At 46.9% G+C, this 21920-nt stretch carries 19 protein-coding genes and 1 tRNA gene; 2 read left to right on the top strand and 18 right to left on the bottom strand.

Annotated features, from left to right (window positions below; genetic code table 11):
- Window positions 1-11 precede the first annotated feature (11 nt).
- From QM657_RS10735 to gap, 6 genes are all read right to left on the bottom strand, one after another.
- Window positions 12-1793, bottom strand: coding sequence for an ABC transporter ATP-binding protein (locus QM657_RS10735; RefSeq protein ID WP_415066643.1), 1782 nt, complete (start codon window positions 1791-1793; stop codon window positions 12-14).
- 8 nt (window positions 1794-1801) lie between these two features.
- A complete protein-coding gene (locus QM657_RS10730) occupies window positions 1802-3037 on the bottom strand; it encodes a hypothetical protein (RefSeq protein ID WP_415066642.1) in 1236 nt (411 codons plus the stop codon).
- A 150-nt stretch (window positions 3038-3187) separates the two neighbouring features.
- Window positions 3188-4726 (bottom strand): 2,3-bisphosphoglycerate-independent phosphoglycerate mutase, encoded by a 1539-nt coding sequence (gene gpmI / locus QM657_RS10725; protein WP_415066641.1) that lies wholly within the window; start codon window positions 4724-4726, stop codon window positions 3188-3190.
- A 291-nt stretch (window positions 4727-5017) separates the two neighbouring features.
- Complete coding sequence (gene tpiA / locus QM657_RS10720) at window positions 5018-5770, bottom strand: triose-phosphate isomerase (protein WP_415066640.1); 753 nt, start codon at window positions 5768-5770, stop codon at window positions 5018-5020.
- An 81-nt stretch (window positions 5771-5851) separates the two neighbouring features.
- Entirely contained in the window at window positions 5852-7063 is a 1212-nt protein-coding gene (locus QM657_RS10715) for a phosphoglycerate kinase (RefSeq protein ID WP_415066639.1), read from the bottom strand.
- 85 nt (window positions 7064-7148) lie between these two features.
- Window positions 7149-8180 carry a type I glyceraldehyde-3-phosphate dehydrogenase gene (gene gap / locus QM657_RS10710; RefSeq protein WP_415066638.1) on the bottom strand — a complete coding sequence of 344 codons (1032 nt, stop codon included), beginning with the start codon at window positions 8178-8180 and terminating at the stop codon, window positions 7149-7151.
- Between the two features lie 215 nt (window positions 8181-8395).
- Here gap and QM657_RS10705 point away from each other — a divergent pair, with 215 nt between their 5' ends.
- Window positions 8396-9193, top strand: coding sequence for a histidinol-phosphatase HisJ family protein (locus QM657_RS10705; protein WP_415066637.1), 798 nt, complete (start codon window positions 8396-8398; stop codon window positions 9191-9193).
- Window positions 9194-9258: 65 nt separating this feature from the next.
- Here the strand turns inward: QM657_RS10705 and argH are convergent, their stop codons facing one another.
- The 9 genes from argH to QM657_RS10660 form a co-directional block, all read right to left on the bottom strand.
- A complete protein-coding gene (gene argH, locus QM657_RS10700) occupies window positions 9259-10635 on the bottom strand; it encodes an argininosuccinate lyase (RefSeq protein ID WP_415066636.1) in 1377 nt (458 codons plus the stop codon).
- 23 nt (window positions 10636-10658) lie between these two features.
- Window positions 10659-13382, bottom strand: coding sequence for a YfhO family protein (locus tag QM657_RS10695; protein ID WP_415066635.1), 2724 nt, complete (start codon window positions 13380-13382; stop codon window positions 10659-10661).
- A gap of 6 nt (window positions 13383-13388) precedes the next feature.
- Window positions 13389-13826 carry a GtrA family protein gene (locus QM657_RS10690; protein ID WP_415066634.1) on the bottom strand — a complete coding sequence of 146 codons (438 nt, stop codon included), beginning with the start codon at window positions 13824-13826 and terminating at the stop codon, window positions 13389-13391.
- Between the two features lie 84 nt (window positions 13827-13910).
- On the bottom strand, window positions 13911-14909 hold the full coding sequence (locus QM657_RS10685) for an FAD:protein FMN transferase (protein ID WP_415066632.1): 999 nt from the start codon (window positions 14907-14909) through the stop codon (window positions 13911-13913).
- Complete coding sequence (locus tag QM657_RS10680) at window positions 14906-15703, bottom strand: sirohydrochlorin cobaltochelatase (protein WP_415066631.1); 798 nt, start codon at window positions 15701-15703, stop codon at window positions 14906-14908. Before QM657_RS10680 ends, QM657_RS10685 begins: the two co-directional genes overlap by 4 nt.
- Before the next feature lie 57 nt (window positions 15704-15760).
- Entirely contained in the window at window positions 15761-16429 is a 669-nt protein-coding gene (locus QM657_RS10675) for a redox-sensing transcriptional repressor Rex (RefSeq protein WP_415066630.1), read from the bottom strand.
- 26 nt (window positions 16430-16455) lie between these two features.
- Window positions 16456-18165 (bottom strand): ABC-ATPase domain-containing protein, encoded by a 1710-nt coding sequence (locus tag QM657_RS10670; protein ID WP_415066629.1) that lies wholly within the window; start codon window positions 18163-18165, stop codon window positions 16456-16458.
- Between the two features lie 24 nt (window positions 18166-18189).
- Complete coding sequence (gene queA / locus QM657_RS10665) at window positions 18190-19236, bottom strand: tRNA preQ1(34) S-adenosylmethionine ribosyltransferase-isomerase QueA (RefSeq protein WP_415066628.1); 1047 nt, start codon at window positions 19234-19236, stop codon at window positions 18190-18192.
- A gap of 64 nt (window positions 19237-19300) precedes the next feature.
- The gene (locus QM657_RS10660; protein ID WP_415066627.1) at window positions 19301-20089 is read right to left on the bottom strand and encodes a hypothetical protein; all 789 of its coding nucleotides are present in this window, start codon (window positions 20087-20089) and stop codon (window positions 19301-19303) included.
- A gap of 111 nt (window positions 20090-20200) precedes the next feature.
- On the opposite strand from QM657_RS10660, the gene QM657_RS10655 reads away from it, so the two are divergent.
- Window positions 20201-20272, top strand: a tRNA-Arg gene (locus tag QM657_RS10655).
- 113 nt (window positions 20273-20385) lie between these two features.
- Here QM657_RS10655 and QM657_RS10650 read toward each other — a convergent pair.
- The 3 genes from QM657_RS10650 to QM657_RS10640 form a co-directional block, all read right to left on the bottom strand.
- On the bottom strand, window positions 20386-20940 hold the full coding sequence (locus QM657_RS10650; RefSeq protein WP_415066626.1) for an AAA family ATPase: 555 nt from the start codon (window positions 20938-20940) through the stop codon (window positions 20386-20388).
- Entirely contained in the window at window positions 20940-21119 is a 180-nt protein-coding gene (locus tag QM657_RS10645) for a hypothetical protein (RefSeq protein WP_415066625.1), read from the bottom strand. Before QM657_RS10645 ends, QM657_RS10650 begins: the two co-directional genes overlap by 1 nt.
- A gap of 216 nt (window positions 21120-21335) precedes the next feature.
- Window positions 21336-21851 (bottom strand): zf-HC2 domain-containing protein, encoded by a 516-nt coding sequence (locus QM657_RS10640; RefSeq protein WP_415066624.1) that lies wholly within the window; start codon window positions 21849-21851, stop codon window positions 21336-21338.
- Between the last annotated feature and the right edge of the window lie 69 nt (window positions 21852-21920).

Genomic DNA, 21920 nt, shown 5'->3' with positions numbered 1-21920 from the left:
TCTGTTCTCCTTTATTTCTGGCTCCCGGCATCCTCCTCTGCCTCATTGGCAGACGTGTAAAGCTGATAATACATGCCTCGTTTTTCAAGCAGTTCTTCATGATTTCCTTCTTCCACAATATTGCTGTCAGACAGAACCAGAATCCTGTCCGCATTCTGAATGGTGGTCAGGCGGTGGGCAATGGTGAGGGTGGTACGCCCCACTGCCAGCCTGTCTAAGGACTGGGATACCAGATGCTCGCTTTCATTGTCCAGAGCAGAGGTTGCCTCATCAAGGATCAGCACCGGAGGATTCTTAAGAAATACTCTGGCAATGCTGACTCTCTGCTTCTGTCCTCCGGAAAGCTTCACGCCTCTCTCTCCCACGTAAGTCTCATATCCATCTTTAAGCCCTGTAATGAATTCATGGGCTCCTGCCATCTTTGCCGCCTCCATCACTTCCTCTTTGGAAGCTCCCGGACGGCCGTATTCAATGTTTTCAAAAACAGTTCCTGAAAACAGGTAAACATCCTGCTGGACCACGCCTACCGTACTTCTAAGGCTGTCCAGGGTCACGTTTTTAATATCCTGGCCGTCAATGAGAATTTCTCCCTCTGTCGGGTCGTAAAAACGGGGAATCAGGTTACAGAGAGTCGTCTTTCCGCCGCCTGAAGGGCCTACAAGGGCCACCTTTTCTCCCGGCTTTATATCCAGGTCTATATTGGTCAGCACCGGATTGTGGTCATCAGGATACTCAAAGGATACATTCTGAAAGGAAATGTTTCCCTTCACTTCCGAAAGAGGCTTTGCCCCTTCCTCATCAAAAATATCCACATTGGCATCCATCAGCTCCATAAAACGCTCGATGCCTGTCATACCTCTCTGGAACTGCTCCGCAAATTCAATGATCCTGCGGATAGTAGCCAAAAGGGTGGTCACATATAAGGTGTAAGCCACTAAATCTCCCGGCTCAATGATCCCCTTGATCATAAAAATACCGCCGGCAACGATGACCACCACATACATGAGGCCGTCAAACATGCGGATAGTATTCTGGAAAGCCGCCATATACTTATACGTCTTGCGCTTGATCTCCAGAAACTCCATGTTATCCTTGTTAAACTTTTCAATCTCGATTTTTTCATTGGCAAAAGCACGGACCACCCTGTTTCCTAAAAGGCTGTCCTCGATCCTGGCATTCAGCTCCCCGATGTGATTTCTCTGGTGCTTAAATGCATTTTTCACCTGAATGTTAAAATACGTACAGGAGATCGCCATAACCGGAATCAGCAGGAAAATAATCAGAGTCAGCGGCAGGTTGATGCCTGACAATATAATAAAGGATACCACTGTCTTTAAAAGGGCTATAAAAAACTCCTCCGGACAGTGGTGGGCAAATTCCGTCACATCAAACAAGTCGCTGGTGATCCGGGACATGATCTGCCCCACCTTTGTGTTGTTAAAATAATTATCCGACAGCTTTTGCAGATGGCCGAAGGCATCCTCTCTCATGTCGGTTTCAATGGCAGCTCCCATCACGTGCCCGGTGTAAGCCATGTAAAAACTGGCCATGCCGTCGATGATCCTGAGCCCGAAATACAGAGCTCCGATTGCAATGATAGTCTGCACCGTTAACGTGGTCAAATTTCTCATTCCCTGATTGGTGATGTAGCGCAGAATCAGCGGCAGCACCATTTCACAAATCGTGGTAAGGGACGCACAAAACAAGTCCATGACCATGATTTTCGTATATTTTTTATAATAGGGCACAAAACGTTTCAGCAATGTGCCCGTTTTCATCTCTTTCTCTTTCATGAAGTCCTCTATTCTGTAATGGTAATATTCTTAATAAGCCCCAAAGCCCATTCCCTTTCCCCTGGCTTTCTGCTTATAATCTTAATGTTCATCCGCTGTTCCCCATAAAGCACCTGGGCCGTCATCCCATAAAGAGTCTCCCCATCTTTTTCCTCAGGCTTATAAAAGGCCGCCCTGGCCCTGGCTTCTCCTACTTCAAAGTCCAGGAGCTCATCCGCCTCCCCTTCTTCAAACCACTTGTTTTTAAATTCTGCCGGACGCCCCTCAAACACAGCCGCATAGATGTAATAATCGTGGCCCCCGTATTCCTTCCCGTCGTAATAATGATCCATGCAGCCCTTATCCGTCTCATCATACAGAAAATTCCCCGGAATTCCAAAGCTCATATTGCCGATCTTTCTGTAGATCAGATGCCTGCGGCAGCCCACGGAAAGCTCCTCAGGCATGGAGATTGCCTCCCTTAAATTCACCGGCTCATGCCCATCCAGTTTGCAGACCTCCAGATACTCCTTTTTCGGAAAGGAAATCCTGGGATTCATGGACAGGGCCGTTTCCAGCATCTCAATAATGAGCCGGTTCACAGCCTTATCCTGGGAGCTGCGTTTTGAGGGCATAAAGTAACAGGACTGATTCAACAAAACCAATGCGCTGTTGCGGTAAAAATAAGCATCCTTTTCCAATTCATTCCATATAAAAAAGTCCTTTGCAAAGGCCACGCTTATTCCAGACCCAAGCATTCCCCTTAACTCCTGAAAGGAAAATGAGCGGATATGGGTGATCAGCCTTCCCGCCTGGCGGTCCGGAACGTAGTAAAGGGCGGGCCAGCAAAAGGTGAACTCCTCATTGCCCTCCCAGCCTGACACCAGCTCAATCAGCTCTGAAAACCACTGGTAAAAATACTTCTGCCTCATGGCCAGAAAATCCTTTTTAAAAAAATATCCGGTCTTATCATCCACCTTCAGCTTCATCTTATCCCGCTTAGCCAGCCGTTCCAGATAATCGATGACAGCCGCATGAAAGCCCGGCCCTGCAATATTGGTCTGACTCTCCCCCTGAAGCTTATGTTTATTCCATTTTAACCATACATAGCCCTCCGGGCATAATTGTACCAGCAAAAAACCATCCATCCGGAAACACCTGTGGCCCATTTCCTTTGCCACGGTTTCCGCCATCTGGTAATTAAATTTGTTTCCAAATAAAATCGTTCTTTTCGGCTCTAAAGAAAATCTGATTCGAATACTCATCAATAACCCCTTCTAAAACACCTTTCTTTATTCTATCGTATTTCTGCCGGAAATGGAAGCATAAAACCCCCAGGGACAAATATTAATTTTTCCTGATAAAATAAGGGCTCCGGCAGATAACCGAAAAGCCCTTATTTCAATTTCTTGAACTTATTTTACAAGTAAAGATTTTCCTGTCATCTCTTTTGGCTGCTCCAGTCCCATCAGTTCGATGAGAGTCGGTGCAATGTCAGCCAGACAGCCGCCCTCTCTCAGCTTTACGGAGGGGTCTGCATTGACCAGTATAAAGGGAACCGGGTTGGTGGTATGGGCTGTAAATGGCTCCCCTGTTTCATAATCCAGAAGCTGCTCTGCATTTCCATGGTCAGCGCAGACAAAGAGGACGCCGTCCATATCCTTTACCGCCTGTACGGTTCTTCCCAGGCAGGCATCTACGGTTTCAATGGCCTTGATGGCTGCGGCTTCAATTCCTGTATGTCCCACCATGTCCGGATTTGCGAAGTTGACGATGACCACATCGTATTTTCCGGACCGGATGGCCTCTTCCAGCTTATCGCAGACAATGGGAGCGCTCATCTCCGGCTGAAGGTCATAGGTGGCAACCTTGGGGGAGGGAACCAGAATCCTGTCTTCTCCCGGATTGGGCTCTTCCACGCCTCCGTTAAAGAAGAAGGTCACGTGAGCATACTTCTCTGTTTCAGCAATTCTGGCCTGGGTCTTTCCGTTATCTGCCAGGAACTGTCCCAGAGTATTTGTTATGGATTCCTTTTTAAAGGCAACCAGTTTGTTATGGATTGTGGTGTCGTAATCCGTAAAGCAGACATAGGTCAGCTTTAACCGCTCTCCTCTGTCAAAGCCTTTGAACTCGTCGTCACAGAAAGCTCTTGTGATCTCACGGGCACGGTCCGGACGGAAGTTGAAAAAGATCACGGAATCCTGATTCTTTACCGTTGCAACCGGCTTTCCATCCTCTGTCACAACAAAAGGCTCCACAAATTCGTCGTAAACCGATGCGTCATAGGAAGTCTGGATTCCGGCAGGTGCTGATTCTGCCTGCTTTCCCTCTCCCTTTGTCAGGGCGTTGTAGGCCCGTTCCACACGATCCCAGCGGTTATCCCTGTCCATGGCATAGTAGCGTCCCATGACGGAAGCTACCTTTCCTGCACCGATTTCTTTCATCTTAGCTTCCATTTCTTCCACAAAGCCCTTGCCGGAAGCCGGAGGGGTATCACGTCCGTCTAAAAAGCAGTGGACATAGACCTTTTCAAGGCCATGCCTCTTTGCAAGCTCCAGAAGGCCGTAAATATGGGTGTTGTGGCTGTGAACACCGCCGTCAGACACCAGCCCCCACATATGAAGGGCGGAATCATTCTTCTTGCAGTTTTCCACTGCCTCTAAAAATTCCGGAACTTCAAAGAAATCTCCGTCTGCTATGGATTTTGTGATCCTGGTAAGCTCCTGGTACACGATCCGTCCTGCACCCATGTTCAAATGGCCTACCTCGGAATTTCCCATCTGTCCGTCAGGAAGTCCTACTGCCAGACCGCTGGCATTGCCCTTTACAAAAGGACACTGATTCATAAGCTGGTCCATGACCGGGGTCTTTCCTTCACAAACGGCATTATGGTCACAGTTGTCATTTAATCCGTAACCATCAAGTATCATCAATACAACCGGCTTTTTACTCATAGCTGATTCTCCTTTTCTTTATGTTCATTCTATAATGGTGTAATCCTTACATCTTATTTATCAATACCTTATAACACTATGTGCTGAAAACCTACTTCTCATAAGCTATATTATGAAAACAAGTTTTCGTAATCGGATGGACGGTGCCAAAACGGCACCTTTTATGAGAAGTTAAAAAGCAACTTCTCATAAGCTATATTCTACACGATTTATCCATTTCCCGCAACCTGTGAATAGAAAGAAAAAACTGCCTCCCCATAAATACAGCAAGAAGGCAGCATCGTTGATTTTTTATTTATTGTAATTCACAATGGTGCCGAACTCCGGCTTTAAAGAGGCTCCGCCAACCAGGCCGCCGTCAATATCCGGCTGTACAAAAAGCTCCGGTGCGCTTGCAGCGGAAACAGAGCCGCCGTACTGAATGCGGATTGCTTCTGCGGTAGCTGCATCATAGATTTCTCCAATGCATACGCGGATGGCAGCACAAACTTCCTGTGCCTGCTCCGTCGTTGCCACCTTGCCTGTACCGATTGCCCAGATGGGCTCATAAGCGATCACAGCCTCTGCCGCCTGTGCAGCAGTTACATTTAAGAAAGCGATCTTGATCTGCTGACGTATCCAGTCAAGGGTAATTCCCTGCTCTCTCTGGGTTAAGGACTCTCCGCAGCAGACAATGGGAGTGATACCGTACTCAAAGGCCTTTAAAACCTTCTTGTTTACGGTTTCATCAGTCTCTGCAAAATACTCTCTTCTCTCAGAGTGGCCGATTACCACATACTTAACACCTGCATCCTTTAACATGGCGGGAGAAATCTCGCCGGTATAAGCGCCCTTATCCTCATAATACATGTTCTCAGCGCCGATGTTGATATTAGAACCCTTAGCGGCTTCCATAGCCGGTATAATATCGATGGCAGGTACACAGAAAATAACATCCACCTCATCATTTGCCACCAAAGGCTTTAAGGTATTGACAAGCTCCACTGCCTCGGTGGGAGTCATATTCATCTTCCAGTTTCCTGCTATAATTTTCCTTCTGGACATACTTTTTTCCTTCCTTTCCATGCCTGTAGGGCCCGGTCAGCATGAGCCTGCCCGGACCTGCAGTACAGTTTATTTATCTGTTTATTTATTATCTGCCGCAGCCACTCCCGGAAGCTCCTTGCCCTCTAAGAATTCAAGGGAAGCGCCGCCCCCTGTGGAGATATGGGTCATCTTATCGGCAAAGCCAAGTCTCTTCACAGCATTGACGGAATCACCGCCGCCGATGACTGTTGTCGCATCGGAAAGGGCGGCAACCGCACGGCATACCTCCAGGGTTCCTTCTGCGAAATTAGAGAACTCAAATACGCCCATCGGTCCGTTCCATACAACGGTCTTGGCATCCTTTAATGCATCTTTAAAAATCTCGATAGTCTTGGGGCCGATATCAAAGCCTGACCAGCCTTCGTCAATGTTTTCCACAATTTTACGCTCCGTATCGTTGGAAAACTCTTTTCCTTCCACATTGTCCACAGGAAGCAGCAGCTTTACGCCTTTGGCCTCTGCTTTCTTGATCATCTCCAGAGCGTAATCCACCTTATCTTCCTCACATAAGGAATTGCCGATTTCCTTGCCCTGTGCCTTTGCAAATGTATAAGCCATTCCGCCGCCGATGATCAGGGTGTCCACCTTGTCAAGAAGGTTGTTGATTACATTGATCTTATCGGAAACCTTTGCGCCTCCAAGAATTGCCACAAAAGGACGAACCGGATTTTCTACTGCCTGGCCTAAGAATTTGATCTCTTTTTCCATCAGATATCCAACCACGTTCACATCAGCATGCTTTGCAACGCCTACGTTGGAGCAGTGGGATCTGTGAGCCGTACCAAAAGCGTCGTTGACAAAAATGCCGTCGCAGAGGGAAGCCAGCTCTTTGGCATAGGCTTCTGCATTCTCATCCTTGCCGTACTTAGTCTCCTCCACTCTGTAGCGGGTGTTCTGAAGAAGCAGCACTTCGCCGTCCTTTAATTCTTCAGCCATCTTTAAGGTCTCCGGACCTGTTACCTTAGGATCATCTGCAAACTTCACTTCCACGCCAAGTCTTTCGCTCAAAGCCGGTGCAACAGGTGCAAGGGACATCTCAGGAAGGGGCTCTCCCTTTGGTTTTCCCAGGTGGGAACAGAGGATCACCTTTGCGCCCTGGTCCAGTAATTTCTTAATGGTAGGAATGGCTCCGTCAATACGGTTGTAGTTCTGGATCACGCCCTCCTTTAAGGGTACGTTAAAGTCACATCTTACTAAAACTCTCTTTCCCTGCAATCCTGTTAAATCATCAACTGTTTTCTTATTCAGCATGTCTGGATGCTCCTTTCCGGTTTACTGTTATTTCTTTTCAACATAAAAGGGCCCGGTCCATAACGACCGGACCCCTGGTGGATCATTAGCCTAATTCAGCAAAATACTTGATTGTACGAACCATCTGACTTGTATAGGAGTTCTCATTGTCATACCATGCAACAACCTGAACCTGAGACAAGTCATCGCCAACCTTAGACACCATGGTCTGGGTAGCATCGAAGATGGAACCAAATCTTGTACCGATGATATCGGAAGAAACGATCTCATCTGTGTTGTAGCCGAAGGACTCGCTTGCTGCTGCCTTCATAGCTGCATTGATGCCGTCCTTGGTCACATCAGCGCCCTTAACAACTGCTGTTAAGATGGTTGTGGAGCCTGTAGGAACCGGAACGCGCTGTGCGGAACCGATCAGCTTGCCGCTCAATTCCGGAATAACCAGACCGATTGCCTTTGCAGCACCGGTGGAGTTAGGAACGATGTTAGCTGCGCCTGCTCTTGCTCTTCTTAAATCGCCTTTTCTATGTGGTCCGTCAAGGATCATCTGATCGCCTGTGTAAGCATGAATGGTGCTCATGATACCGGACTGGATCGGTGAATACTCGTTAAGAGCCTTAGCCATAGGAGCCAGACAGTTGGTTGTACAGGAAGCTGCAGAGATGATCTTGTCATCTGCTGTCAGAATGTCCTCATTTACGCCGTAAACGATGGTTGGAAGATCACTTCCAGCCGGAGCGGAGATAACAACTTTCTTAGCGCCTGCATCGATATGAGCCTGAGCCTTGTCCTTGGAGCAGTAGAATCCTGTACACTCAAGAACAACGTCAACGCCGATTTCTCCCCATGGAAGTTCGGCAGCTTTTGCCTGTGCATAAATCTTAATGGTCTTTCCGTCTACAGTGATGGAATCTGCGGAAGCCTCTACCGTATGAGTGGCCTCGCCATAATATCCGGCATAACCTCCCTGTGCGGTATCATATTTTAATAAGTGGGCCAGCATTGCTGGATCTGTTAAATCGTTAATTGCAACTACATCGTATCCTTCTGCACCGAACATCTGTCTGAATGCAAGGCGGCCAATACGTCCAAAACCGTTAATCGCTACTTTTACTGCCATAATTCATTCCTCCTAAAGAATAAAATTAAAGTGATCGTTAAATATTAATCAACTACTCTTCATTTTACCTAATTTACCGGTAAATAGCAAGTCCTTTTTTTAATTTCTCAGGAAATCTTTCCCATAATATCTGATTGCTTTTCCTCCTCCCATTGATTATAATGAATTTAAGTTTCTGCCCTTACCACGTAAAACAGATGTTGAAAGGAAACCTTATGCTACCAGATTATCATTTTCACACCGATTTTTCAGGGGATTCTTCCACTCCCATAACCGCCCAGATAAAGCGGGCCATCGAGCTTGGAATGGAGTCCCTTTGCGTTACTGACCACCATGACTATGACGTGGAATGCCCGATTGATTTCACCCTCGACATTGACCGGTATATGAAAACCATGCCTTTATTAAAGGAGGAATACAAAGGCAGAATTGATCTTCGCATCGGGATCGAGCTTGGCCTTCAGACCCATTTAAAGGATTACTTTGACTGGCTGCTCTCCGCCTTTTCCTTTGATTTTATCATCGGCTCCACCCATTTCGTCAATAAGAAAGATACTGCGTACCCAGAGTTCTTTGAAGGAAGGGAAGAGAGGGATGCCTATCTCCAGTATTTCCAAACCACGCTGGATAATGTAAGGAATTTGGATCATTATGACGTGGCAGGCCATATTGACTACGTTGTCCGCTATGGACCCAACAAATCCAGATTCTACAGCTATGAAGGATACCAGGATATTCTGGATGAAATTTTAAGGACCATCATTGAACGGGGAAAGGGAATCGAGTGCAATACCGCAGGCTTTCGAAAGGGAATCGGACAGCCAAATCCCTGTATTCCCATTCTCAAGCGCTACCGGGAGCTGGGCGGGGAAATCTTAACCATCGGCTCCGATGCCCACGTCCCCCAGGACCTGGGAGCAGACTTTCAAAGATCCAGAGACTTACTTTTGGAATGCGGATTTTCCTATTACACGGAATTTAAAGAGAGAAAACCGGAATTTAAGCCTCTGTAATCACAAAACCGGAAAACACAGCCCTTTCCTGCTGATGTTTTCCGGTTTTCTTTTGTTAAAAACGCTTATTCCAGATCAAGTCTTCTCTTATAGATGGTGATAACCTTCTTCATAGCCTCCTGGCCGGGAGCTCCGACGGTCATCCGCTTTTCCACACATGTCTTTAAGCTGATGGCTTCATAAATGTCATTTTCAAACACCGGGCTGATGGCCTTATACTCTTCCAGGCTCATATCATCGAGAGCAATTCCCTTCTCAATGCAGAAAAGCACAAGCTGTCCCACGATTCCATGGGCATCCCGGAAAGCCACTCCCCGGTTTACCAGATAATCGGCTGCATCCGTGGCGTTGGTAAAGCCGTTTTTAGCGCTTTTCTCCATCACATCCCTTCGGAAGGTCATGGAGGAAATCATGCCCGTAAATAAAGCCAGACAGCCCTTTACCGTATCAATGGCATCAAAGGTCAGCTCCTTATCCTCCTGCATGTCCTTATTATAGGCCAGAGGAGTTCCCTTCATGGTGGTGAGAAGGGATACCAGGGCGCCGTAAACCCGGCCTGTTTTGCCCCGGATCAGCTCTGCAATATCGGGATTTTTCTTCTGAGGCATGATGCTGCTTCCCGTGCTGTAGGAATCGTCGATTTCCACAAAACGGTATTCATTGGTATTCCAGATGATGATCTCCTCACAAAACCGGCTCAAATGCATGGCAATGGTGGAAAGAGCGCCTAACAGCTCGATCAAGTAATCCCTGTCAGCCACCGAATCCATGCTGTTGAGGGTCGGCCCGTCAAAGCCAAGAAGCTCTGCCGTATATTCCCGGTCCAGAGGATACGTCGTTCCCGCCAGGGCACCGGAGCCGAGAGGGCAGTAGTTCATCCTCTTTCTGATATCATGAAGACGGGTCAAATCCCGGTAAAACATTTCAAAATAAGCGCCCAGGTGGTGAGACAAGGTGATGGGCTGGGCCTTTTGTAAATGGGTGAAGCCTGGCATATAGGTGTCCAAATGCTCTTCCATCAGCTTTAAAAGCTCCTTTAACAGCCCGTTTACCAACTGGTCAAGCTCAGAAATCTCGTCTCTCGTATACAGCCTCATATCAAGGGCCACCTGATCGTTGCGGCTGCGCCCGGTGTGAAGGCGTTTTCCAGCCTCTCCCACGCGCTCTGTAAGAACAGCTTCCACAAAGGAATGAATGTCCTCATGCTCCGGGGTGATGACCAGGGCTCCGCTTTCTAAATCAGCCCTGATGCCCAAAAGCCCTTCTACAATCACATCCCGGTCGTCTACTGTTAAAATTCCCTGTCTCGCCAGCATCTTCACATGGGCAATGCTGCCTTCAATATCCTGATGGTAAAATTTCTGGTCAAATGATATGGATGCATTAAAATTGTGAACCAGTTGGTTGGTTTCCTTCGTGAAGCGTCCGCCCCATAATTTCATAATCAAATCTCCTCTTTCCGTTATTATATTGAATGGCTCCTCATGGGCTTATGCTTCCTCTCCCGCATTACAGAAATTCCGGCCAGAACCAGCAGGATGAACACACTGACGGCAGTCATCACTGCTCCGGTCTTTAACCCCTGAGGCATATACTGCAGGGAAATCTCATGGAACCCGGCAGACACGTGAACGCTTAAAAACGTATCAAATATCTTATAAGGCTCTACCTCTCTTCCATCCAGCAGAATGGTCCAGCCCTTGTCATAGGGAATGCTTAAAAACAGCAGACCTGACCGCTGCGCTTCTACGGTTCCCGATATCCGGGTGTCCGTCCGCTCAGACAGGTTTAATGGACTCTCATTCAATATGCCATGGACTGATTCCAGTCCCTCAGGCAGGAACCGGTAGACTTCTGCCACCATATCCTGATCATTGTCATCATTTCGCAGGGTGATTTCTTCACCTGAGTTCAAATATCCCAGCTCCAGCAAATATCCCCTGTTTACATTATCAAAGTTTTTGGTTTTCTCTCCCAGAAGAACCGCCACTTTTTCCACCTTTTTGTTGCTGACATACACGTAATATTCCCCGGCCTCCTCCGGTGTAAAGGTGAGGCTCTTTCCGGTGATATCAACGTTTTCTTTCTCAAGCACAGAACCTGCTCCCAGAATCACCGACAGATCGTTTTGAACCTCAGCCGGATTGGACAGCTCCAGACGCCAGTTGCTTTCCAGATCATAGGGAACCATAAAGCCCAAAGGTAAGGTATAAGAATTTTTCTTAAGGTACATATCATCCTTTTCAGACACCAGGACAGAGGTCTCTGTGTCCTGGGTGCTTTCCGAATACAGCCCGTAACGGACTGCCAATAAGGAATCCACCAGAGGCGTGCTTCCTGTAATGCTGTAAGCGTTGGTGGAGCTTTCGCAGCCCAGCTTTTTAAAGAATTCAGATAAGTCCGCATTAGCTGTGGAAGAAAATAAGGACACTGTGGGAAGGTTCAGCCACGCCCCGTCATTTTTCGTCTTCCGGCTCACCTTTTCCACCCGGTAAAAGGATGAATCCGGCATCAGCTCCTCCATAAGCTCTCTGGAAGCCTGATTATCCTTTACATAGCTGGTTCTGCTGGTGGTGGTCACGCTGGTCACCGTCGTATTCACCGCCGCCTCCAGGGCCACCAGACCCAAAGTCAGCAGGATGAGCATGTTCCTGCCGTGTCCCCTCTTGTATAGGTTGATCAGCCCTCCGTAGACAAAGAGAAGGATAACCGCCCCATAAAATATGGAAAAGTGGTAAGCCTCATCATCAATCAGCTTCTCAGCCATAAGCACAAAGGCCACTGAAGCGAACATGGCCCGCACGACATGGCTCCAGGGAATCCGGTCTAAATGAATGTAAGCCTGATACCCGGCCAGCAGCATGAGGAAAATATAAATAAAGGACTGTCTGCATGGAAGGCTGTTTGGAAAGTGAAATCCATGCCAGATAAAATTCAGCACATTGACAGAAAAGCTGGCAAAGAAAAACAGCAAAAGCCCGCACATCACGATCTTTTCTCTCTGCCTGATCTGGCGGCATCCCAGATACAGGAGGAAAAACAGCAAAATTCCGGTTCCGCAGTAGATATTGGGCCAATGGTCCAGCCCGATCTCCGTTTCCACCGCCGGAAGATGTCTGGCGATCATGTCAAATATGGAAAAATAAGAGCTGACGGTCTGGGGAAAGTTAAAATCTCCCGAAGCCGTTAACTGAAGGGCATAAATTTCCGGAAGCAGCACCACTGCCGCAAGGCCTCCTGCCAGCAAAGAAAACAGGGTGAAATGCCATATATGGGTCAACCATTCCTTCCAGGGCTTTCTGCCTTCCAAAATGAGAAGAACCCCGAAATAAAACACCATAAAAATACATATCATGATCGATATATAATAGTTGGACAAAATTGACAGCCCAAGAGTGAGACAATATAAAAAGCACTTCTTTTCCTTCACAAGCCTCTCCAGGCCCAGCACGATGAGGGGAAAGAGAAGAAGGCAGTCCAGCCACATGATATTCCAGCTATACGCGGCCATATACCCGGACAGCGCATAAAAGATGCCAAAATATGCAATTCCGAAATCACTGGTCCCATTATGCTTTCTCAGATACCATGCAAAGGAAAGGCCGCTCAGTCCGATTTTAAATACAATCATATACGTCATAAACTCGATGACGTAATTCTTCGGCCAGAGAACGATCAGCCAGTTCAAGGGGCTGGCCAGATAATAGGCGTAAAGAGCTGCAAAATTCACTCCCATTCCCATATTCCAGCTATAGAGCAGGCTTCCTCCATGAGTCAGCTTATAACGGAATTCCGAGAAGAAAGGGGCGTACTGGTGGTACATATCGGTCCTGAGAAAGCTTTCCTCTCCAAAGGGAAATATCCCTCTCTGGGCAAATATGATGATCATAATGACCACCGGAACGAGAAAGGCTGCGATCAGGCCATCACAGGGCCTGACAATTCCGTGACCGTGAGAAACCGTATCAGCTTCCTCTTCCTGATCTTGTTCTTCCTCTGAAACTTCCTCATATCCGTCTTCCGGTTCTGTCTCATCCTCCGGCAAAACTTCCAGAAAATCAGCCTCCGGCTCCCCGGTTTCTGTTTTCAAATCCAGGTCTTCTGTCATGTCTTCTTTTTCATCTGTCGTCATCTTAAGCATATCCTCTAGCTCTTTCGAAATTTTTGCAATCTCGTCATCGTGTTCCATTTTTGCTTACCTCTCTTTACAGGGGTTTTTCTCATGTTTCCGGAATATGAAAAGCTTACTGAATACATAATTAGCAATCACAACAGCTACGGACACCAGCACCTTGCTTCCATATTCATTCCAACTGAGCCAGGAAACCATGATCACCATAAAGACCATTTCCATGATGCCGGACAATACCCTGCATGCGGTAAAAGAAACAGCTTCCTTTATGACAACTCCCGGTTGCAGGTCATAGCTTTGAAAAACAAAGATTTTATTTACAAGAAAGGCAAACAGAACCGATACCACCCAGGCCCCCGCTGTTGCAATCCGGTAATCTGTACCGGCCTTCACCATCAGGACGTAAACCACCCAGTTTACCGCCGTTGTCAGCACACCGAATATCAGATAGGAAATGACTTCACGGTTCATCAGCCTGTCCCATATTTTTTTAATCATCATCCATTCTCCTGTAGAACCACACCTTCAAGATATTTTCTCTATTGTATTATAAGGAAGGAAAAATGTAAAGAAATTCAAGGGCTTCTACTTTCTTTCGGACAGAAACTGCTCCGTTCCCTCAGAATAATGGACTCCTCCATCCTCCGTAATGAACACGGCATATACATCCTCTAAAGAATCAGCCAGCTCCAGTCCCTTTTCCAGTCCCAGAGAAAAACAGGCGGTGGACAGGCCGTCTCCGTCCACGGACAAATCGGAAATAATGGTCACCGACACCAGTCCGTTGTCAAAAGGGTATCCGCTTTCCGGGTCTAAAAGGTGGTGGTAATTGACCCCATCTTTTTCAAAGTGGCGCTCATAGACGCCTGATGACACCACCGACAAATCCCGGATATCCAGGATTTCTATGGTTTCATTCCGGTCAGCAAAAGGCTTTTGAAGCCCGATTTTAAAAGGCTCCTTGTCAGGCTTTACTCCCACACAGAGCACATTTCCGCCTAAGTTGATCACCGCACTTTTTACCCCCTTTTCCAGGAGATAATCCTTTATCCGGTCCGCAATGTAACCCTTTGCTATTGCGCCGAAATCAAGGGTTGTATCCGGGGATAAAAACGTGAGGGCATTTCCTTCCAGCTTTAAGTTCTCATACCCTACCTTATCTGCTGCCTTCCTGATCTCACCGTCTCCGGGAATCACAGGATCAGGGGAGGTGAAGTCCCATAAAGAGGACAGGGGTTCTATTGTCACATCAAAGCCGCCGTTTGACATCTGAGAATAAAAAATCCCTTTGGAAACCAGATTTGCCACATCCTCTGATACGGTCACGGTCTGCTGATTGAGAGGCCTGTGATTCAGCCGGTAGACCTCGCTCCCTTCCAGAGTTTTGCTGAAAATATTTTCATAAGAGCGGCACAGCTCCAGGCTGCCTTCTAAAATTTCCGGATCATCCTTATCATAAACAGTCACGGTTACGAAGGTGTTCAGCATAAAGCCTGATTTGCTGACAGGCGCTGCTTTCCGTTCGCATCCTGTAAGCAGCAAAAGTACACCTGCAATCAGGATAACCGCTCTTCTCCCTTTCATGCAATATCCTCCAGACTCTGTATAGCCGCTTTTGCGTGGTCCACAAGAAGCCGACGCACACCGGCCAGCTCTCCCATCCCTTTTAACCGGCAGACCACTTCATAGCCCTCCGCTTCCAACTGGCTTTTCCAGGAATCCTCATCCTCTCCGGCCATGTCATTATGGGCATGGTCCCCGCAGACGATCATGAGAGGCTGGAGCACAGCCCGGCTGAAATCTGTTTTTTTCACTTCTTCCTTGACATCCTCAAAAGCAGGCTCCGCTTCCACAGTTCCCACGTGATGCCTGTCATAACCCTTTTCCTCAAAAACCTGGTTCAGGCGCTTATAGACCTTATTGGCCTCGTGCTCTGTGCCATGGCCCATCCATATGATCTTCGTTTCCTCAGAATCATATTCCCTTGTATCCTCATTTAAAATATCAGCCAGCTTCCGGTAATCCTCTTCCTCAGAAAGCAGAGGCTTTCCGCATACAACCTGCTTAAACCGCCCCTCATATTCCCGGACCGCTGCCAGCATAATGTCATTTTCCTCCCCGCCCATGACCAGGGTGGGCTGTATGATAACCCGTTCAAAGCCTTCTGCTGCCAGCTTTTCCAGAGCTTCCGGCACGCTGTCAATGTATATGCCATCCCGCTTTTTCAAAATATTGATGATAACTCCGCTGGTAAAAGCCCGGCGCAGTTCAAAGCCAGGAAATGCTTCCTTTATATCAGCCTCAATGGCCTCAATGGTCTTCATTCGGCTCTCATGATAGGTGGTTCCAAAGCTAACCGCTAAAATTGCCTGTTTCATCTTTAAAATCCCTTTCTTCCATTTTCCTGAATAACATATCATAGATGAAATTTGCTGTCAAATCTCTTTTATGCCTTGCTTATCCGCCTCGTAGAGATACTTTGACAAGGCCGCCAAAGACACCGCCATATTCTCATTCTGCACCAGCACGTGACTGGGCACCGACAAATGGATGGGGGCAAAATTCCAGATGGCCTTCACGCCTCCAGCCACCAGCCGGTCACAAACCTCCTGGGCACTTTTTTCAGGGACTGTAATAATGCCGATATGAATTTTCATTCTCCGGCACAGATTTTCCAGCTTTTCCAAAGGCAGAATCATTTTCTCCCCCACCTTTGTATCCACCTTTCTTCCATCGGAATCAAATGCCATGACAATGTCAACACCGTACTGCTCAAACCCCCTATAAGACAGCAGGGCTTTCCCCAAGTGGCCCACGCCCACTAAAACCGCCTGATTGGCATTGTGAAACCCTAAAAACTCTTCAATGTCCCCAATTAAATCTTTAACCAGATATCCCATCTTAGGCTTTCCGGCTGTTCTTGCCACGATTGCCAGATCCTTTCGCACCTGAACCTCGTTAAGCTTAAGCTCCAGGGCAATGGCCGGCGATGATATGGTCTCCGTTCCTTCCCTGTTCTTCTGTTCCAGATAGTGATGATAGACCGGGAGGCGTTCCAGCGTCTTTTTGGAAATGCCTCCCACCATATGTTTCTTTTCTTCCATAATAAATGCATTCCCCTGTCTTTTCTTTAAAACCTCAAACTGCGGCACCGGTTAAAGGCCGCAAAAATCTCCTGCCTTCTGGGCAAAGCCAGATTGGCAGGAAGTCCATCTCCCTTTCCCAGGGAAATGAGCCCATGGCTGCAGACCTGCTTTTCCAGTTCCTCTACGATCTGAACCAGAGTTCTCTTTCCGTCTATCAAATGCTCTGCCCCGTATTTGAGGAAATATCCCAGAGCCGTGATCTGCCCAGGCTCTGCAAGCTGTTCCACAAAACGCAGGTCCACCACCTCTTTATCAATCTGAAGGCTGTCCTGACCTAAAACCCTCATTTTAGAGCGCCCAGTCTTTCCTCCTGTGGAAAGACCGGCTGGAATCCGGGAAAATCCCACCTCTGGCAGAGGCAGAGAAGAAACCTCTTCTCCATACTCCTTGGCCGCTCTCCTGGCCTGCTGCGTAATGTCCTTTGGCACATAGGAATCCATCTGGACAATGTAATCAGCCACATGAAAATAAGCTCCTGAGCTTCCTGCAACCAGGATGGTAGAAATCCCCTGCTGCTCATAAAGCCCTCTCACCCTTTCGATAAAAGGAGTGATCGGTTCCTTTTCCCGGCTCACCACCTGCTGCATCAGCTTATCTCTCACCATAAAATTAGTGGCACTGGTATCCTCATCGAGCAAAAATACCTTTGCCCCGCTTTCCATGGCCTCCACGACACCGGCAGCCTGTGAGGTGCTTCCGCTGGCATCCCCGGTGCAGAAACGAAGCGTATCCCGCTTATCCGGAAGGTCTTTTATAAAGAAGGAAATATCCACCTCCTGAATGCTTCTTCCATCCTCTGCTCTCAGCTTGGCAGCCGAAGCATCGGCAATGACAAGCTCCCTGCCGTCTCCCTGAATATGATTATAAACGCCCCATTGTAAGGCTTCCAAAAGAGTCGTTTTTCCATGGTATCCGCCTCCCACAATCAGAGTGACGCCCCTTGGAATCCCCATTCCCTTTATCCTTCCCCTGTTTGGAAGATTCATCTCCACTTCCATGGAAGCCGGAGACTGAAACGGCACGGCCTTTTCCAATGGCCTTTTGGAAACCCCTGATTTTCTGGGAAGAATGGAGCCGTTTGCAACAAAGGCCGCCAAATCCCTGGCAGCGATCTGCCTTCTGATTTCCTCCTGGTCTTCAGAAAGCTTCCGAACCTCTTCAATCCTATGTTTCTCCCCTGCCGGATACGTTCCGTAAAAACAGGTTTCCGCGGCACAGGAGGGAAGAAAATCAAAAAGAATCTTCATCAGCTCCCCGGAGTTAATGGTCCTTCCATCAGCCGGAAATCCGACCTCCAGCCGGATCACCACGCTTCCGTCTCTTTCCCTGACAGAACAGGCCGTCCGCTCTAAAATCTCCTGTCCGGGAATATTTACAGAAAGGAGTCCGCTTTTTCCGGAACCCTTTGCCTTAAAGTTAAACTGCTCCGCCTTTTTTCCAAACCGTCTTAAAAGATGGTCTTCCAGCGCAATCCTCTTGTGGTATTGGTCATAAGAAGATAAGGGAAACCCTGCTTTTTTCCCCTCCACATGAAGGCTGATTCTGGAAGGAGATGCAAAAGGGTCTCCCTGCACATGGTCTATGGAAAGGACATAATCGGGAAAACAGTACTCCCCTTTGGCCCCCTTGTAAGCCGGATATCCCTTCCTGTCTATGGAGCGGAGAAATTGTCTTAAATCTTCAGCCATTTTCATGCGTTCTACCCCCTTTTTCTCCGCTTACTTTCCTGTTTCTTTCAAATCCGTAATCAGCATGGCATCTCCAAAGCTGAAAAAGCGGTATTTCTCCTGCACGGCCTCATTATAAGCGCGAAGAACCGCATCCCGCCCTGCCAGGGCTGAAACCAGCATCACCAGAGTGGATTCCGGCAGATGAAAGTTGGTGATCAGGCTGTCCAAAACCTTAAAACGGTATCCCGGATAAATGAATATCTCCGTCCATCCGGTCCCTGCCTTTAAGATTCCATCTTCTGTGGAGGCAGACTCCACAGTACGGCAGCTTGTGGTTCCCACGCAGATAATTCTTCCTCCCTGTTTTTTGGCATCATTGACTTTCTTTGCTTCTTCCTCTTCTACCACATAGAACTCCGAATGCATATGGTGATTCTCAATTTCCTCCACCTTTACCGGGCGGAAGGTTCCAAGCCCTACATGAAGGGTCACCCTGGCGATGGAAACTCCCATACCCTCAATTTCCTCCAAAAGCTCCTTTGTAAAATGCAGTCCTGCCGTGGGAGCTGCCGCAGAGCCCTCATGCTTTGCATATACCGTCTGATAACGGTTCTTATCCTGAAGCTGGTGGGTGATATAAGGAGGCAGGGGCATCTGTCCCAGACGGTCTAAAATCTCTTCAAATATCCCTTCATAAGAAAACTGAATCAGCCGGTTTCCTTCCTCCGCAATGTCTATCACAGTGCCTTTTAAAAGCCCGTCCCCAAAGGAGATCACAGTTCCCACCTTTGCCTTTTTCCCAGGCTTTACAAGGGTTTCCCAGATATCATTTTCTCTTCTCTTTAACAGAAGTATTTCAATCTTTGCCTCTGTTCCCTCTTTGACGCCAAACAGTCTGGCCGGGATCACCTTGGTATCATTAATGACCAGACAGTCACCCCTATTTAAATAAGAAAGAACATCTTTAAAATGCTTATGCTCCAGCTCTCCCGTATTCTTATCGAGCACCAGAAGCCTGGAAGCGGAACGGTCCTCCAAAGGGTCCTGGGCAATCAGCTCCTGGGGTAAATCAAAATAAAAGTCTTTCACGTTCATAAAGCAATTCTCTCCTTTGCCAAAAATGCTCCTCTGCACGGTACCACGCAGAGAAGCATATGTTTTACATATTGTCCGGCTGACTGCCTGACTCTGTCTCTTCTGTCTCACTTGTTTCTTCTGTCTCTTCGATCTCGTCTGTCAGGGTATGATAAACAGCCAGAAGGTTTTCATCTGATTTTAAGGCTTTTTCAAGGCTTTCATTTACCTCTTTTGCCATGGCCTGAACAGCCTCGGACTGATTTGCTTCTTCCATATGCTTAGACTGGGCCGGGCTCACCTCTCCCACCAGATAATACGTTCCAGCCTCAGCGGTCTTCGCGTAACACAAAATCAAGCTGGGAGCCAGAGTGTCTGCCTGGCGGAACATGATATCAAATTTTGCATAAACCAGATAATCCCCATCATCTGCTCCGGGAACGGTATAGCAGATCAGGTTCTCAAAGCCTCGGTAGAATTTCACTTCTTCTTCCATTCTGGCAATCTGCTCCCCAATCTGTTCCTGGGAATAGGTCCCTCCGTACACCTGATTTAAAAGCTCCGGATCGCAGATTTTTCTGGCTTTAAAATAAGATTCCATTAAATCATGAATTTCGGGTATGGCTTCCTCCTGCAGGGTAAAATCTGCTTCTGCAGGTTCCTGGTCCGTACTTTCTCCGCCTTCATTTCCCGGCGGCTGCGCCTCAGACCCTGTTCCCATATTCCCCGCCGGTCCCTGTTCCGGCCCGGATTTATCCAGCACAATTATGACAACGATCAATAAAACCGCTGCCAATGGAATCGCCAGGAATTTCAAAAAACGCCTGGTTTCTGCTGTCAATTTTGTATTCCATTTTTCCAATAAATCCTTCATACAGGCTCAACCTCCCGGACATCAATCTTCATACATTCTAGCAAAAAAACAACCAAAAATCAACAAATAACTCTTGCGCTTTAAAACAATCTATAGTAGAATGTAAAAGATGCATCTGTAGCTCAGTGGATAGAGCAGTGGCCTCCGGAGCTGCGTGCGTAGGTTCGATTCCTATCAGATGCATGATTAAAAACGGCACAATACTGGGAATGGATCAGTATTACGCCGTTTTCTTGTTTTTAATTGAGTTTTTTCATTCAGGACTTTTCTTCCTCCCTATACTACAAAGGATTCTTCTACTGTATACGTTGAAACCAGTCAGGAACATTATGAGAAATGCGAACTGGAATTCCATCTTTATAAATGGCGATTCTTCTAAATTCCCTGGTATTATCATATAAAGATGCCAGATTACACATAGGGAGAGCCCGCTTCAGATTCAAAAATGTTTCCAAATACCGTTTTTCCACATCCTCATCTGGAATTCCATGACCGCCTTTGGATACACGGTATGCGATTCTCTGCTTTGCTAATTCTACTGAATCAATCCCAACATAATAAAGTTCAATGTAATACCCCTGGCTTCTGGCTTTTTCTATGGTTCTGAAAATGGTCTTTCCACAAAGTGTGGTTTCCTGGTTAAAGGAAAGTCCGTCAGATAGACATCGGTTCAGTTCCTGAACAGCCAACTTACCAGCCTTCATAACATCACTGGTAATTTTCCAGTCTCCGAATGTCCTGAGAATTTCATCCGTATTAACTCTGGGCATCTGCTGATACCGCGGAAATGTTTGATACAGTGTAGACTTCCCTGCTCCATTCACTCCTGCAAAGATAACATATCGTTTCATTAAAAACGGTTCTCCTCAATCGCTTTTCTCTGTCTCTGTTGGAGGACGAGGTCACTGACCATGGAATAAAACTCCTGTTCTTCTTCAGTCTCTGCCCCAAGAATTAACTGTACCGCCTCATCCGGCTCTAATTTCAGACACTCTTCGTATAACATCTTCAAGGCATTATTGTTTGACATATCATCACTCCCTTCTTGGTAATTAAATTAATTATATCATAGATATATCATGAAATGCAACGAAACCATTTAAAGAAGGTTGATGATCCAAAAGCAACGCTTACATCACCGTTTGCTATTCTTTTCTCTTCCCAGGTTTTGCTGTTTTCTGCTAGTTTTACTGAAAATTAAGCGGATAAAATAATCGTTCTAAATAACCTTCACCAGACACTTATTTCACTTATAACTAATATAAGTAATTATCCAAGGCAATTCTAAAACCAGAACAACAAGAATCGCTGGGATTGCAATAAAGAAAGGTCTTATATAAAAATCGCCCAATCTTTTCTTTGTATCTTCTCGTATCTCATCCTGCAGCTGTACGCATTCTGTATCCCACCATGTTCCTTTATGAAATACGTCTGATGCAATACAGGAGACAAAAAATAAAGTCAGCGCCCCTTCATATATTCTTAAAGCACTCCCCCAGCCCATATTAATCAAAAACAATGCAAATAATGGACATAATAAATACCAGAGTTTTATGCCATTTATATAACGCACTGTTCGCTTATCGGGTTTAGCGGTTTCCGCTGAAATATGTATACCTGTTGTCATTTTTTTATAAACGCTGTTACAGCCTTTACATAATTTTAAATGCTCTTCAATTAAACTCGTCACTTCTGGACTGGTTTCATTCTCAATGTATAACGGTAATAATTCCTCAACAATAACACACCTTTCATCTTTCATGACAATCTCCATTCTGCCACTGACGCTTGCGGCATTAATAATATTGAAAAATGGTGCGCACCTTTCACC

The sequence above is a fragment of the Lacrimispora sp. genome (assembly GCF_047605665.1).
Classification (GTDB): Bacteria; Bacillota; Clostridia; order Lachnospirales; family Lachnospiraceae; genus Lacrimispora.
The sequence above is the reverse complement of the archived record's forward strand: the minus strand, read 5'-3'. Positions and strand labels throughout refer to the sequence as shown.

What these genes read in the sequence shown, in the direction of transcription:
- QM657_RS10645 (WP_415066625.1), bottom strand. Translation starts at nt 21,119, where the DNA reads ATGTCAAACAATAATGCCTTGAAGATGTTATACGAAGAGTGTCTGAAA.
- QM657_RS10715 (WP_415066639.1), bottom strand. Translation starts at nt 7,063, where the DNA reads ATGCTGAATAAGAAAACAGTTGATGATTTAACAGGATTGCAGGGAAAG.
- queA (WP_415066628.1), bottom strand. Translation starts at nt 19,236, where the DNA reads ATGAACGTGAAAGACTTTTATTTTGATTTACCCCAGGAGCTGATTGCC.
- QM657_RS10695 (WP_415066635.1), bottom strand. Translation starts at nt 13,382, where the DNA reads ATGGAACACGATGACGAGATTGCAAAAATTTCGAAAGAGCTAGAGGAT.
- QM657_RS10680 (WP_415066631.1), bottom strand. Translation starts at nt 15,703, where the DNA reads ATGAAACAGGCAATTTTAGCGGTTAGCTTTGGAACCACCTATCATGAG.
- argH (WP_415066636.1), bottom strand. Translation starts at nt 10,635, where the DNA reads ATGAAATTATGGGGCGGACGCTTCACGAAGGAAACCAACCAACTGGTT.
- QM657_RS10650 (WP_415066626.1), bottom strand. Translation starts at nt 20,940, where the DNA reads ATGAAACGATATGTTATCTTTGCAGGAGTGAATGGAGCAGGGAAGTCT.
- gap (WP_415066638.1), bottom strand. Translation starts at nt 8,180, where the DNA reads ATGGCAGTAAAAGTAGCGATTAACGGTTTTGGACGTATTGGCCGCCTT.
- QM657_RS10640 (WP_415066624.1), bottom strand. Translation starts at nt 21,851, where the DNA reads ATGAAAGATGAAAGGTGTGTTATTGTTGAGGAATTATTACCGTTATAC.
- QM657_RS10685 (WP_415066632.1), bottom strand. Translation starts at nt 14,909, where the DNA reads ATGAAAGGGAGAAGAGCGGTTATCCTGATTGCAGGTGTACTTTTGCTG.
- QM657_RS10675 (WP_415066630.1), bottom strand. Translation starts at nt 16,429, where the DNA reads ATGGAAGAAAAGAAACATATGGTGGGAGGCATTTCCAAAAAGACGCTG.
- QM657_RS10705 (WP_415066637.1), top strand. Translation starts at nt 8,396, where the DNA reads ATGCTACCAGATTATCATTTTCACACCGATTTTTCAGGGGATTCTTCC.
- QM657_RS10735 (WP_415066643.1), bottom strand. Translation starts at nt 1,793, where the DNA reads ATGAAAGAGAAAGAGATGAAAACGGGCACATTGCTGAAACGTTTTGTG.
- QM657_RS10730 (WP_415066642.1), bottom strand. Translation starts at nt 3,037, where the DNA reads ATGAGTATTCGAATCAGATTTTCTTTAGAGCCGAAAAGAACGATTTTA.
- gpmI (WP_415066641.1), bottom strand. Translation starts at nt 4,726, where the DNA reads ATGAGTAAAAAGCCGGTTGTATTGATGATACTTGATGGTTACGGATTA.
- tpiA (WP_415066640.1), bottom strand. Translation starts at nt 5,770, where the DNA reads ATGTCCAGAAGGAAAATTATAGCAGGAAACTGGAAGATGAATATGACT.
- QM657_RS10670 (WP_415066629.1), bottom strand. Translation starts at nt 18,165, where the DNA reads ATGAAAATGGCTGAAGATTTAAGACAATTTCTCCGCTCCATAGACAGG.
- QM657_RS10660 (WP_415066627.1), bottom strand. Translation starts at nt 20,089, where the DNA reads ATGAAGGATTTATTGGAAAAATGGAATACAAAATTGACAGCAGAAACC.
- QM657_RS10690 (WP_415066634.1), bottom strand. Translation starts at nt 13,826, where the DNA reads ATGATGATTAAAAAAATATGGGACAGGCTGATGAACCGTGAAGTCATT.